The following is a 13,142-nucleotide window of genomic DNA, read 5'->3' as shown; positions in this document are numbered from 1 at the left end:
CGCCGTCGCCCCCCACCTGGGCGAATGGACAAAAGCGCGTCGCATGTACAACTTATATGGAATCAGACATTCCCCTGGCCTTCCGGCAGAATTGGCGCATAATCATCGCTACGCGGCTCGAAAGAACCCTTGGCCGCGCATGGGACACGCATGCAATGGGGGGCATCGTGCCGATGAGGGATTCGGGCCGGGCCGGCACGCTGCCGGCGACATCCGACGAGCTGTCGCGGCTGCTGACCGCCGTCCGGCGGGGGCGGGTCCTGACGGTCACGGGGCGGTTCAGGGAACCGAGGAGCCGGCTGGTGCGGGAGATCGCCGAGCGGCTGGCGTCCAATTTCTGCGACGGCGCGGCCGTCGTCACCATGGGCCGGCCCTTCGGCGTGCGCGAGCTGACGGCCGCGCTGGGCTGCGTCCCGGGCATGCCGCTCCTGCCGTACGGCACGACCGACCCGCTCTCGTGGCTGGCGGAGCGGGACATGCTCCTCGTCCTGGACGGCACCGAGCACCTCGCGCCGGAGGCGCTCGCCTGGCTGCGGCGCCTGCTCACGGCGGCCCCGGGGCTGCGCATCCTGGCCGCGGGCCGCTCCCCCTTGTCCTTCGAGTCGGAACGCGTCCACAGGCTCTGACGGGGCCCGGCGCGCGAGCGGTCCCGTCAGCCCCGGTGCTTGCCCAGGATCCGCTTCAGCAGGGGCGTGCCCGCGGCCGCGGCAGACGGGACGGCCGCCGGGCGGCGGGCCTGGAGCTCGGACCAGACGGCGTCCGGGCAGGGGCCCTGCGGGCGGGACTTGAGGAACCTGCGGTAGGGCACCACACGGGGCTCGCGGCCGATCTCCACCCAGTGGGAGCGGCCCGAGTACTCGTCCCATCCGTGGTTCGGGATCCGGATGTGGTCGCGCCGGCCGTCCTTGTCCTTACTGGTGATCTGGGCGACCCGGGCCGAGCCCGAGCCGGTCTCCAGCACCACGCAGTAGTGCCGCAGCTGCCGCCCCGGGTCCTCGCGCAGCGGCACCATGGCCAGCCACACCTCGCCCGGCCGGGGGCGCGCGCCGATCGCCTTGGCCGCGAGGGCGGCGAGCACGGCGGCCGCCCGGGCGAGGAACGTGTTCTTGCGACGCGCCACCCCAACTCCCCCTCAGATCCCCGGCGGCACGCTAACGCACCCGCCACAGGGGCGCCAGGGCACGCCGGCGGTCACCGGCGCGGTCAGGCCCCCCGCTTCCACTCCTCCACCGGCAGCCCGAGGATCACCTCGTCGACGAAGGCCCCGGCCACCCAGGCGGAGCGCCGGAGGGTGCCTTCCAGGGTGAAGCCCGCGCGGGTCGCGGCGCCGATCATCGCGGCGTTGTCGGCGAGGGTCTCCACCTGGAGCCGGTGCAGCCCGCGCACGGTGAACCCGTAGTGGCACAGCAGCTGGACGACCTCCGCGCCCAGGCCCCGGCCGCGGGAGCCGGGCAGCAGGGAGATCCCCAGGTGGCCGTTGCGGTTGTGCAGGTCGATGCCCCACAGCGCGGCGTCGCCCGCGAGCGATCCGGAGGCGGCCTCGACCACCGAGAAGAACGACGCGGTTTCGGACGGGGCGGAGGGCTCGTACGGGGAATGGCCGGTGCTCGGGGTTATCGGGCGCCAGGGACCGGCTTCGGCGCGCGAGCGCGTCGCCACGTCCTCGTACAGCCCGGCGTGGAGCACGGCTACGTCATCGGCGTGCCGGGCGCGGAGCCCGACCAGGGTTCCCTGAATCACCAGGACTTCCTAGCCGTCGGCGGAGCCGCCCCGCAACCGGGTTTCCGGCGCCTTCAGGCGTCGGAGTACGGTTCCGCCCCGGTCGGCTGCTGCCGGCCGGGGCGGAACCGATCAAGACAAACGGACCTCAGGCGAGGGTCGCGATCGCCTGGTTGAAGGTCGCCGACGGCCGCATGACCGCCGAGGCCTTCGCGGCGTCGGGCTGGTAGTACCCGCCGATGTCGGCCGGGGAGCCCTGGACGGCGATGAGCTCGCCGACGATCTTCTCCTCGGACTCGGCCAGCGTCTTGGCGAGCGGGTCGAACGCCGCGGCCAGCTTCGGGTCGGCGGTCTGGCGCGACAGCTCCTGCGCCCAGTACAGGGCGAGGTAGAAGTGGCTGCCGCGGTTGTCGATGCCGCCCAGCTTGCGGCTCGGCGACTTGTCCTCGTTGAGGAAGGTGCCGGTCGCGCGGTCCAGGGTGTCGGCCAGCACCTGGGCGCGGGCGTTGCCGGTGGTGGTCGCGAGGTGCTCGAAGGAGACGGCCAGCGCGAGGAACTCGCCGAGGGAGTCCCAGCGCAGGTAGTTCTCCTTGACCAGCTGCTGGACGTGCTTCGGGGCGGAGCCGCCGGCGCCGGTCTCGAAGAGGCCGCCGCCGTTCATGAGCGGGACGACCGACAGCATCTTGGCGCTGGTGCCCAGCTCCAGGATCGGGAAGAGGTCGGTCAGGTAGTCGCGCAGCACGTTGCCGGTCACCGAGATGGTGTCCTCGCCGCGGCGGATGCGCTCCAGGGAGTACTTGGTGGCCTCGACCGGGGAGAGGATCTCGATGGTCAGGCCCTCGGTGTCGTGCTCGGCGAGGTAGGTCTTGACCTTGGCGATCAGCTGGGCGTCGTGCGCGCGGCCCTCGTCCAGCCAGAAGACGGCCGGGACGCCGGTGGCGCGGGCGCGGGTGACGGCGAGCTTGACCCAGTCCTGGATCGGCGCGTCCTTGGTCTGGCAGGCGCGGAAGATGTCGCCCTTGGCGACCTGCTGCTCCAGGACGACCTTGCCCTCGGAGTCGACGACGCGGACGGTGCCCGCGGCCGCGATCTCGAAGGTCTTGTCGTGGCTGCCGTACTCCTCGGCCTTCTGGGCCATGAGGCCGACGTTCGGCACCGAGCCCATGGTGGACGGGTCGAAGGCGCCGTGGGCGCGGCAGTCGTCGATGACGACCTGGTAGACGCCCGCGTAGCTGCTGTCCGGGAGGACGGCCAGGGTGTCGGCCTCGTTGCCGTCCGGGCCCCACATGTGGCCGGAGGTGCGGATCATGGCCGGCATGGAGGCGTCGACGATGACGTCGGACGGGACGTGCAGGTTGGTGATGCCCTTGTCCGAGTCGACCATCGCGAGGGCCGGGCCCTCGGCGATCTCGGCGTCGAAGGAGGCCTTGATCGCGTCGGCGTCGGGCAGGGCGCCCAGGCCGTTCAGGATGGTGCCGAGGCCGTCGTTCGGGGACAGGCCGGCGGCGGCCAGGGTCTCGCCGTAGCGGGCGAAGGTCTTCGGGAAGAAGGCGCGGACCACGTGGCCGAAGATGATCGGGTCGGAGACCTTCATCATCGTGGCCTTGAGGTGCACGGAGAACAGGACGTCCTCGGCCTTGGCGCGCTCGATCTGGTCGTTCAGGAAGGTGCGCAGCGCGTCGACGTGCAGGACGGACGCGTCCACGACCTCGCCGGCCAGGACCGGTACGGACTCGCGCAGGACGGTGGCGGTGCCGTCGGCGGCGACGTGCTCGATGCGGAGCGTGCCGGGCTCGGTGACGACCGCGGACTTCTCGGTGGAGCGGAAGTCATCGGCGCCCATGGTGGCGACGTTCGTCTTCGACTCGGGGGTCCAGGCGCCCATGCGGTGCGGGTGGGCCTTGGCGTAGTTCTTGACCGAGGCGGGGGCGCGGCGGTCGGAGTTGCCCTCGCGCAGGACCGGGTTGACGGCGCTGCCCTTGACCTTGTCGTAGCGGGCGCGGATCTCGCGCTCCTCGTCGGTCTTCGGGTCGTCCGGGTAGTCCGGGAGCGCGTAGCCCTGGCCCTGGAGCTCGGCGACCGCGGCCTTCAGCTGCGGGATCGAGGCCGAGATGTTGGGCAGCTTGATGATGTTCGCTTCCGGCGTCTTCGCCAGCTCGCCGAGCTCGGCGAGGGCGTCGGCGATGCGCTGGCCCTCCTCCAGGTACTCGGGGAAGCTGGCGATGATCCGACCGGCCAGGGAGATGTCACGGGTCTCGACATTCACACCGGCCGTCGACGCGTAGGCCTGGATCACAGGCAGGAAGGAATACGTCGCGAGGGCCGGGGCCTCGTCAGTGTGCGTGTAGATGATGGTCGAGTCAGTCACCGGATGCTCCGCTCCACAGTCTGCGTCTCTCGTCTGCAACATTGCTCGACATCAAGATATCTCGTGATCGGACCGGTCCGGACAGCCCCCTGCCCGAGTCTCGGGGAGACGCGCGTCACCCTCGGCCGGCCGGGGCCCGGCCGGGCCCCGCAAACGGCGGGAGCGCCGCCCCACGGCTGTTTCCAGCCAGGGGCGGCGCTCCGCGGCGCTCAGGCGTACGGCCTGGTCAGGCGTGGACGGCCTTGGGGTTCGGGCCGTACTCGTTCGGCTGCGGCTGGCCCTCGGTCGCCATGAGGACGATGAGCCAGATGCCGCCGATCAGCGGGACGAGGCCGATGAACAGCCACCAGCCGGACTTGCCGGTGTCGTGCAGGCGGCGGACGGCGACCGCGAGGCTCGGGAGGAACACCGCGAGGGCGTAGATCGCGTAGAGCAGCGGGTAGGTGCCGAGCGCACCGTCGACGATGGCGAGGATGATCGCGGCGGCCATGTTGAACAGGAAGAACATCCAGTACTCCTGGCGGCGGGCGCGGCCGGAGAAGACGGTGTACTTCTTCAGGACGTCGGTGTAGTAGTTCATGAGTCCCCCCTGAGGACGGTTCGTCGGCCCGTCCTGCTGGAGCAAGCCGAGGCAGAACTTATGCCCCGCTTATGTGGCGGTCAAGCCAGTTCACAACACGGCTGAATTACCGCTTTTCCAGGGTTCACCGGCCAAATTCACGGGCTCCTCGGGCCACTTGGAACCCACTGGTCGTACGGGGTCACACGGCGTGACGAAACAGGGGTGTGAGGGACCATTTCGTGATGCGCGAGAGCCTCGTGAGCCGTCCGGCGGCAACCCCCGTGCGCCCCCTCCCCCGGCGGAACACGCCCATCCGCCCCCACATCGTTACGGCTCCGCGACCCTGTCAGCCACTGTCACGGACGCGAACGGCGCCCCGCTCCGGACCAGGGGCCGGCCCGGGACGCCGCGAACTCGCCCTGAACGCACCGTGAACTCGGCGACCGGTCAGCCGATGTGGAACGAGTCCCCGTAGACCTTCCAGTCGAGCGGGGTGTTGAGGTTCAGGTTGCCCTTCTTGAGGAACACCCGCTGCGCGGTGTCGACACGGCTCGTGTCGCTGTGCGCCTCCTCCTGCTTCATCGCCCAGACCCGGGCGTCGAGGAAGGCGTTCAGCCAGGTGGTCTCGTTCCCGCCCTGGGCCGGGGGCTTGGCCTTGGACAGGGCCCGCTTGCGGATGTTGCGGAAGCTCGTGGAGTCGCCGCCGTCACCGTGCATGACGATGGCGTCGTAGTACATGAACTGGCCGAGCGCGCCGACGCCGTCGGACTTGCCCTGCTTGACGGCGGGGTTGAAGTAGACCCGGTCGCGCTCGTGGTCCTGGGCCTTCTTGAACTCGCCGTCCTGGGCCGCCTTCGCCCAGTCCTTGGTGAAGTTCGGGTCGAGGCCCTGGTGCGAGTCGGTGCCGTTGACCTTCCGGAGGGCCGGAAGGTACTTGGCGAGCACGTTGCCCGGCTTGACGTCGGTGTAGTACTCGACGAGGTCGAGCATGTCGCCCGTGCCGGAGCAGAAGCCGATGATCCCGGCCGTGTAGCCGCGTTCGTCGTCTATGTCCTCGATGTACTTGTACTGCGCCTTCCAGTCCAGGGAGGAGTTCTCCGCACTGGAGACGATCTGCATGGCGATGTCCTTCTTCGCCGGGTCGTCGAGGCCGACGGCCTTCACCGATGCCGCGGCGGGGGACGCGGATGCGGGCGCGGGCGCCGCCGTCGCGTGGGCGGTCACCGGTACGGCGAGGAGCGCGCCGCCGAGGAGGGCGCTGATGGCGATCTTCTTGCGGTGGGGGGCGAACACAAGTCCTCCAGGGGGAAGTTGAGGCTTGAGCGACTTCGTTAGGAAACTTTACTACCAGAGGTTGCGACAGCTCAATACCCGTGCACGCCATGCGTGTTGTCTGACCGCCGGACGTCAGAGCCAGCCGTTGCGGCGGAAGCCGCGGTGGATGACGAAACAGGCGAGGGCCATCACGGCGACCGTGATCGGGTAGCCGTACGTCCAGTGCAGCTCGGGCATGTCGTCGAAGTTCATGCCGTAGACCCCGCAGACCATGGTGGGCACGGCGACGATGGCCGCCCACGCCGTGATCTTGCGCATGTCCTCGTTCTGCGCGACGGTCACCTGCGCGAGGTGGGCCTGGAGGATGGAGTCGAGCAGCGCGTCGTACGCGTTGATCTGATCGGTGGCCCGGGTCAGATGGTCGGAGACGTCCCGGAAGTACGCGCGGACCTCCGCCGGGATCACCGGTATCGGCTGCGTGGCCAGGTGCTGGAGCGGGCGGCTCAGCGGGGCCACCGCCCGGCGCAGCTCCAGCAGTTCGCGCTTGAGCTGGTAGATCCGGCCCGCGTCGCCCCGGCCGCCGTACTCGCTGAACACGGCGGTCTCGACGGCGTCGATGTCGTTCTGCACCGCGTCCGTGACGGCCACGTAGTCGTCGACGACGTGGTCGGCGATGGCGTGCAGAACCGAGGCCGGCCCTTTGGCCAGTTGGCCCGGCGCCGCTTCCAGGCTCTCGCGGACCGGGCCCAGCGTGCCGTGGCCGCCGTGCCGAATGGTGATGACGAAGTCGTCGCCGGTGAACGCCATCAGCTCGCCGGTCTCCACGACCTCGCTCGTCGCGGTGAGCTCCTCGTGCTCCACGTAGCGCACGGTCTTGAAGACGGAGAAGAGGATGTCGTCGAACCGCTCCACCTTGGGGCGCTGGTGCGCGGTCACCGCGTCCTCGACGGCGAGCGGGTGCAGGCCGAACAGCTCGGCGAGCCCGGCGAGCTCCTCCCTCGTCGGTTCGTGGAGGCCGATCCAGACGAACCCGTCGCCCGTCTTGCGGACCCGCCGCAGCGCCTCCTCCACCTCGGCGCAGCCGTCCTGGCGTGCGCCTTCGACGTAGACGACGCAGTTGACCACCGCGCTTCCGAGCGGGGAGCGGGACGGGTGGCTGAGGTCAACGGCCCGCCGGTAGCCGCGACGCACGGCCCGGCGCAGGTTGCTGAACATGGACAACGGGGGACTTCCCTTCGGCGGATCAGCGGCCAGTCTGCCACCGCCGCCGATCGGCCCCGTCAGACCCGGTCGATGAACACGCTCGTCGACTTCACCCGGGCCACGGCCCGCGCGCCGACCTCCAGGCCGAGCTCCTCCACCGCTTCCCGGGTCAGGAGCGACACGATGCGGTGCGGGCCGGCCTGGATCTCGACCTGGGCGTCGACCGTGCCGAGCTTCACGGCGGTGACGATGCCGGGGAAGGCGTTGCGCGCCGAGGTATGGGGGGCTTCCTCGCCCTCGGCGGCCTCCTGCGCGGCCCGTACGCAGAACGCGGCCAGGTCCGGCCCGTCCACCATCCGCCGCGTGCCCTCCCGGCGGGTGGGGAACCGCTCGGCGTCGGCCCAGCGCCGGGCCGTGTCGACGCTCACGCCGAGCAACCGGGCGGCCTGGCCGATCGTGTAGGACTCCATACCCGCAGCTTAGGGTGTGGCTGCGGGGATCAGGTCCGGCCCCGACCCGCCGGGGGCCGGGTTCCGTCCGGGCGGGGGCTCCCGTCCTGACGGACCGTCCCCTCCTGGCGGAGGGCCTCGGCCGCCTCGGCCGCGACCACCTCCGCCACGGCCGACAGCGCCGGCGAGTCGAGCTTCCACTGCTGCCAGTACAGCGGCACGTCCATGGGCCGCCGCTGCACCAGCAGCTCCAGCCTGCCCGCGCGCAGCAGCGGCTCCGACTGGGGCTCCGGCACCAGGCCCCAGCCCAGCCCGGCGGCCACCGCGTCGCAGAATCCCTCCGAGGTCGGCACGTGGTGGCGCAGGGGCCCCGCCCCGGAGTCCTGATCCCCGGTCAGCGACCGTACGAAGACGTCCTGGAGCTCGTCGCGCCGGTCGAAGACGATCACCGGGGCCTCGCGAAGGCCCTGTTCGACTCCCCCGGCCAGGTACCGGGCCGCGAACCCGGGGCTCGCCACCGGCAGGTACCGCGCGAGCCCCAGCCCGCGTACGGTGCACCCCGCCACCGGGTCCGGCGAGGAGGTGACCGCCGCCATCACCTGGCCCTCCCGCAGCAGGGCCGTCGTATGCCCCTCGTCCTCCCGGTGCAGTTCGAAGAAGACCGGCGGATCCTGCGGCACCCGCGTGAGCGCCGGCAGGAACCAGGTCGCCAGGGAGTCCGCGTTGACGGCGATCGGCAGCCGCACCGGGCCGCCCGACTCCTGCGCCATGCCGAGCTCGGCGCGCGCGTCCCGTTCCAGCCGGGCCAGCTGCCGGGCGAACCGGACCACCACCTGCCCGGACTCGGTCGCCCGTACCGGCTTCGTGCGCATCAGCAGCACCCGCCCGGTCCGCTGCTCCAGCGCTTTGACCCGCTGGCTCACGGCGGACGGGGTCACGTGCAGGGCCGCGGCCGCCGCGTCGAAGGTGCCCTCGTCGACCACGGCGAGCAGGGTCCGTACCTGGTCCAGGGGAAGTTCTTCCATCACGAACGCTAAGGGTACGTAAAAATCTTTAGCTGTACTGAAACCACGCCGCTGCCTACGGTCGACGACATGACACACGGCATCATCGCGGCGGCACTCGCAGGCTTCGGCACCGGACTCTCCCTCATCGTCGCCATCGGCGCGCAGAACGCCTTCGTCCTGCGGCAGGGGGTGCGCCGGCACGCCGTCCTCGCCGTGGTCGCGATCTGCGCCGTCTCCGACGCGCTCCTCATCGCCCTCGGGGTCGCCGGCGTCGGCGCTTTCGTCACCGCCTGGCCGGCCGCCCTGACCGCGGTCGCCCTCGCCGGCGGCGGGTTCCTGATCGCTTACGGATTCCTCGCCGCCCGCCGGGTGCTGCGGCCCACCCCCGGCGCCGCCCTGAGCACCGAGGGGGCCACCGCCGGGTCCCGCCGCCGGGCCGTGCTGACCTGCCTGGCCATGACCTGGCTCAACCCGCACGTCTACTTGGACACGGTCCTGCTGCTCGGCTCCCTCGCCGCCGACCGCGGGGACCTCCGGTGGGCCTTCGGCATCGGGGCCGGACTGGCCAGCCTGATCTGGTTCGGCACCCTCGGCTACGGCGCCCGGCTGCTGAGCGGACTGCTGGCGCGCCCCTCGGCCTGGCGGGTGCTGGACGGGCTCGTCGCCGCGACCATGGTCACGATGGGCGGGTTGCTCCTCGCCCGGGCCTGACCGGCGGGCGCGGCGGGCCCGGGCGGGGCGCTGATCCGCCCCGTACGGTGGCACGACCAGACCCTGGGAGTCCGCAGTGCCCGACCGCCCGTCCGACCGCCCGCCCGCCCGGCAGTACGGCCGACCGCCCGGCGCGCCCTCCGGCGAACCCTCCCCCGACGAGGTGCGCCTGTACTACGCCGCCCGGCCGTCCCCGCTCGTCGCCGCCACCGCGATCGTGCTGGACTCCGCCGGACGGGTGCTCGTACTGGCGCCCTCGAACCGGCCGGACGGGGACCTTCCGGGCGGCACGGTCGAGGACACCGAGACTCCGGAGGAGGCGCTGGCCCGGCAACTGGAAGCGGAGCTGGGCCTGTCCGTGCCGGTCGGCCGGCTGCTCGCCGTGGACTCGCGGCGCCCCGGCTCCCTCGGCCGCTCCCTCATCGCCCACGTCCACCTGGTCGGGCCGCTCTCGCCGGAGCAGGCCGGTGCGCTCTCCCTTCCGGAGCACGAGGCCGCCCCGGCCCGCTGGCTCGCGCCGGACGAGGCGTACGAGGCGCTGCCCGCCCGGCTCGCGCCCCGGCTGCGCGCCGCTCTGGCCGCCCTGTACGCCGGCTCCCTCGCGCACCTCGTCGACGGCGTGCCGCAGCCCGGCTCCCCGGCCGGCCTGGACGCGGAGCGGCGTACGGCCCTGGAACACGCGGGATCCTTCGACGCCGCGAGCCACCGGGCGTCCCGTCCCAAGGCGATCACCGCGGCCAGCGTGCTGTTCACCGACTCCGCGGGTCGGATCCTGCTGGTGGAGCCCTCGTACGGAAAGTCCGGGCGCTGGAACCTGCCGGGCGGCGGGATCGACAGCGACCTGGGCGAGACCCCGCGCGCCGCCGCCCGCCGGGAGGTGCGCGAGGAACTCGGCCTCGACCTCGCACCGGGCCGGCTGCTCGGTGTCAACTGGGCCCACAAGCCCGGCTATCCGGCCCGCGTCCGCTTCCTCTACGACGGCGGGGTGCTGGACGCCGCCGCCCTGGCCCGGATCCGGCTCGCCCCTTTCGAGCTGCTGCGCTGGCGGACCGTGCCCGCCGGGGAGCTGCGCGCCCTGGTCAAGCCCTCCCTGCGCCGCCAGATCGAGGCCTGCCTGCGCGCCCGCGGCGAGGGCACGGGCCCGCTGGAACTCCACGCGGGCCGCCCCGCCGACACCCCGCACAAGAAGAAGGGGAAGGGGAAGGGGAAACGGTAGGAGAAACGCACGCTGCACTGGTCCATCCGGACGGCGCCATGGCGTGGCGCGCGGGTGACGGGGCCGTCTCACGCATCGTCGAAGCAGACAGTCCACGCACACGCGTAAGCCCTCTCGCCAGCGAGAACGAGCGGAACCCATGGAGAGCCACACCATGTCCGCAGAGCCGACCCGTCCCGGTACCAGCACCACTTCCGCCGTCCCCGACACCGCGGCGCCGCCCGATCCGCGCCGCTGGTGGATCCTCGCCATCATCGGCCTGGCCCAGCTCATGGTCGTCCTCGACGCCACCATCGTGAACATCGCCCTGCCCTCCGCCCAGGCCGGCCTCGGGTTCTCCGACGCCCAGCGGCAGTGGGTGGTGACCGCGTACGCGATCACCTTCGGCAGTCTCCTGCTGCTCGGCGGGCGGCTGGCCGACAAGTTCGGGCGGCGCCGGGCCTTCCTCATCGGGCAGATCGGCTTCGCGGCGGCCTCCGCGCTCGGCGGCGCGGCGGCCACCTTCGGGACCCTCGTCACGGCCCGCGCCCTGCAAGGGGTGTTCGCCGCGCTGCTGGCCCCGGCCGCGCTCTCGCTGCTGACCACCACGTTCTCCGCGCCGGCCGAGCGCGCCAAGGCCTTCGGCGTGTTCGGGTCGCTCGCCGCGTCCGGGGGCGCCGTGGGGCTGCTGCTGGGCGGGTTCCTCACCGAGCACCTGAGCTGGCGCTCGACGATGTACGTGAACCTGCTGTTCGCCGCCGTCGCCGTCACCGGCGGTGTGCTGCTGCTGGGGCGCCCGGCGCCGTCCACCCCGCCCCGGCTGGACCTGCCGGGCACGGTGCTCGCCTCGTCCGGGCTGTTCTGCCTGGTCTACGGGCTCGCCACGGCCGGCTCCCACGGCTGGCAGTCCGTCCACACCCTGGGCTTCCTGGTCATGGCCGCCCTGCTGCTCGCCGCCTTCGTGTGGTGGCAGCGCCGCAGCCCGCACCCGCTGCTGCCGCTGCGGATCGTGCTCGACCGGGTCCGCGGCGCGGCGCTGATCGCCGTGTTCATCACCGGGGTCGGCATGTTCGGGGTGTTCCTGTTCCTGACGTACTACCTCCAGCACACCCGCGGCTACAGCCCGGCCCGCACCGGCGTGGCCTTCATGCCGATGTCCGGCTGCACCATGATCGGCGCGATCGGCAGCAACATGGGGCTGCTCGGCCGGATCGGCGGGCGCCCGCGCATCGTCGCCGGGATGCTGCTCTCGGCGTGCGGGATGGCCTGGATGACGAACCTGACGGCGACCGGCCCGTACGTCTTCGACGTGCTGCCGGGCCAGGTGGCGACGGGGCTGGGCATGGGCCTGATCACGGCGGCCGCCATGAACCTCGGCACGGCCGGCATCGACCCGCGGGACGCGGGCGTGGGCTCGGCGACGGTCAACGCCATGCGACAGACGGGCGGCTCCGTCGGCACCGCGCTCATGAGCACCCTTGCCGCCGGAGCCGTCGCCCGCTCGCTCGCGGGCCGGCAGCCCACGCCGGAACTGGCGGCGCGGGCTGCCCTGGAGAGTTACCACACGGTCTTCACGGCATCGGCGGCGATCTTCGCCGTCGGCGCGGTGCTGACCCTGCTCATGCTGCCCGGCGGCCTGACCGTGGAACGCCGGCACGGCGCGCCCGGAGGCCGCCGCCCGTCAGCGCGGTGAGTGGCCGCCGGGGGACGCGGGGGCCACCGGCTTGGCCGGAGCCGCCGGCTTGGCCGGAGCGGCGGGCGCCTGCTTGGCCGGAGCGGCGGGAGCCGCGGGCGCGGTCGGCGCCGCGGGGGCGGCTTCGGCATTCAGGCAGTTCGCCAGCGAGCTGCGGACCCGGTCTCCGGTCGAGAAGTGCTTCACCCGGCAGGAGTTGGTCCCGATCCCGCCGTCGACCTGGCCGTAGCCCGGTCCGATGGTCAGGACGGTGTCGTTGAGGCCGCGGACCGTGTCGTTGCCGGGACCGCCCTGGACGATGCCCGCGGACTCGGCGCCCACCGACTTGGGCTCGATGATGTCGTTCTCGCTGCCGCCGAGCACCCGGCCGCCGAGGTCGACGTTGCCCGTACGGATGAGGTCGCTGCCGTCGTTGCCGAAGACCTGGCCGCCGCCGCGCTCGTACTCGCCGGGCTGGCCCATCACGCTGCCCGTGGTGATCTTGTCGTCGCCGTGGTCGCCGTAGACGCTGGCCCCGTGCTCCGCCGTGCCCACGACGAGCGCGGTGATGATGGTGTCGTTGCCCGCACCGCCGCGCACCGTGGAGCTGCCGCTGCGCGGGGAGAGGTTGTTGACCTGGAGCGTGTCGTCGCCCTCGCCGCCGAGCACCTGGGAGTCGATCAGCATGCCCTTGACGCGGATGTTGTCGTTGCCGCCGCCGCCGTAGATGATCACGTTCTCGACGTCGTTCTCGCAGAGGATGGTGTCATCGGCCGGGGTGCCGTTGACCTGCGATCCGGGCTTCGCCTCGACCCCGTTGACGTAGCACCAGTGCGACGGCAGGGGTTCGGCGGCCCGTGCCGGACCCGCGGCGAGCGAGGCACTGGCGGCGACCAGGGTCGCGAGGGTGTACGTGGCGGTGCGAAGCTTGCGGCGCGTACGCAGCATGAATTCTCCCGAGCGTGGTGTGCGTGTGTGGTT

The 13,142-nt window shown here is 72.1% G+C and carries 13 protein-coding genes; 4 read left to right on the top strand and 9 right to left on the bottom strand.

Features of this window, described 5'->3' with window-relative positions; translation table 11 throughout:
• Nucleotides 1-167 precede the first annotated feature (167 nt).
• Nucleotides 168-626 (top strand): hypothetical protein, encoded by a 459-nt coding sequence (locus ACIBAD_RS19120; protein WP_398907791.1) that lies wholly within the window; start codon nt 168-170, stop codon nt 624-626.
• 26 nt (nt 627-652) lie between these two features.
• Here ACIBAD_RS19120 and ACIBAD_RS19115 read toward each other — a convergent pair whose 3' ends face one another.
• The 8 genes from ACIBAD_RS19115 to ACIBAD_RS19080 all read right to left on the bottom strand — a co-directional run bounded on the left by ACIBAD_RS19115 (nt 653) and on the right by ACIBAD_RS19080 (nt 8,601).
• Nucleotides 653-1,120 (bottom strand): hypothetical protein, encoded by a 468-nt coding sequence (locus ACIBAD_RS19115; protein ID WP_398907790.1) that lies wholly within the window; start codon nt 1,118-1,120, stop codon nt 653-655.
• A gap of 83 nt (nt 1,121-1,203) precedes the next feature.
• Nucleotides 1,204-1,740, bottom strand: a complete 537-nt coding sequence (locus ACIBAD_RS19110) for a GNAT family N-acetyltransferase (RefSeq protein WP_134069693.1) — start codon at nt 1,738-1,740, stop codon at nt 1,204-1,206.
• Between the two features lie 127 nt (nt 1,741-1,867).
• Nucleotides 1,868-4,087 (bottom strand): NADP-dependent isocitrate dehydrogenase, encoded by a 2,220-nt coding sequence (locus tag ACIBAD_RS19105; RefSeq protein WP_398907789.1) that lies wholly within the window; start codon nt 4,085-4,087, stop codon nt 1,868-1,870.
• A gap of 226 nt (nt 4,088-4,313) precedes the next feature.
• A complete protein-coding gene (locus tag ACIBAD_RS19100; RefSeq protein WP_134069696.1) occupies nt 4,314-4,667 on the bottom strand; it encodes a DUF805 domain-containing protein in 354 nt (117 codons plus the stop codon).
• A gap of 429 nt (nt 4,668-5,096) precedes the next feature.
• A complete protein-coding gene (locus ACIBAD_RS19095) occupies nt 5,097-5,942 on the bottom strand; it encodes a chitosanase (protein WP_398907788.1) in 846 nt (281 codons plus the stop codon).
• A 114-nt stretch (nt 5,943-6,056) separates the two neighbouring features.
• Nucleotides 6,057-7,139: a magnesium/cobalt transporter CorA gene (gene corA / locus ACIBAD_RS19090; RefSeq protein ID WP_398907864.1), complete on the bottom strand. Its 1,083-nt coding sequence runs from the start codon at nt 7,137-7,139 to the stop codon at nt 6,057-6,059.
• 65 nt (nt 7,140-7,204) lie between these two features.
• On the bottom strand, nt 7,205-7,597 hold the full coding sequence (locus ACIBAD_RS19085) for a molybdopterin-binding protein (RefSeq protein ID WP_398907787.1): 393 nt from the start codon (nt 7,595-7,597) through the stop codon (nt 7,205-7,207).
• Nucleotides 7,598-7,626: 29 nt separating this feature from the next.
• The gene (locus ACIBAD_RS19080; RefSeq protein ID WP_134069700.1) at nt 7,627-8,601 is read right to left on the bottom strand and encodes a LysR family transcriptional regulator ArgP; all 975 of its coding nucleotides are present in this window, start codon (nt 8,599-8,601) and stop codon (nt 7,627-7,629) included.
• A 69-nt stretch (nt 8,602-8,670) separates the two neighbouring features.
• On the opposite strand from ACIBAD_RS19080, the gene ACIBAD_RS19075 reads away from it, so the two are divergent.
• From ACIBAD_RS19075 to ACIBAD_RS19065, 3 genes are all read left to right on the top strand, one after another.
• Nucleotides 8,671-9,294, top strand: coding sequence for a LysE/ArgO family amino acid transporter (locus ACIBAD_RS19075; protein ID WP_398907786.1), 624 nt, complete (start codon nt 8,671-8,673; stop codon nt 9,292-9,294).
• A 76-nt stretch (nt 9,295-9,370) separates the two neighbouring features.
• A complete protein-coding gene (locus ACIBAD_RS19070; protein WP_398907785.1) occupies nt 9,371-10,510 on the top strand; it encodes an NUDIX hydrolase in 1,140 nt (379 codons plus the stop codon).
• A gap of 154 nt (nt 10,511-10,664) precedes the next feature.
• A complete protein-coding gene (locus ACIBAD_RS19065) occupies nt 10,665-12,182 on the top strand; it encodes an MFS transporter (protein WP_398907784.1) in 1,518 nt (505 codons plus the stop codon).
• On the opposite strand, the gene ACIBAD_RS19060 is transcribed toward ACIBAD_RS19065, so the two are convergent.
• Nucleotides 12,171-13,109 (bottom strand): hypothetical protein, encoded by a 939-nt coding sequence (locus ACIBAD_RS19060; RefSeq protein ID WP_134069709.1) that lies wholly within the window; start codon nt 13,107-13,109, stop codon nt 12,171-12,173. The genes ACIBAD_RS19065 and ACIBAD_RS19060 overlap by 12 nt on opposite strands.
• Between the last annotated feature and the right edge of the window lie 33 nt (nt 13,110-13,142).

This window comes from Streptomyces sp. NPDC051109 (assembly GCF_044455885.1).
Lineage (GTDB): Bacteria > Actinomycetota > Actinomycetes > Streptomycetales > Streptomycetaceae > Streptomyces.
The sequence above is the reverse complement of the archived record's forward strand: the minus strand, read 5'-3'. Positions and strand labels throughout refer to the sequence as shown.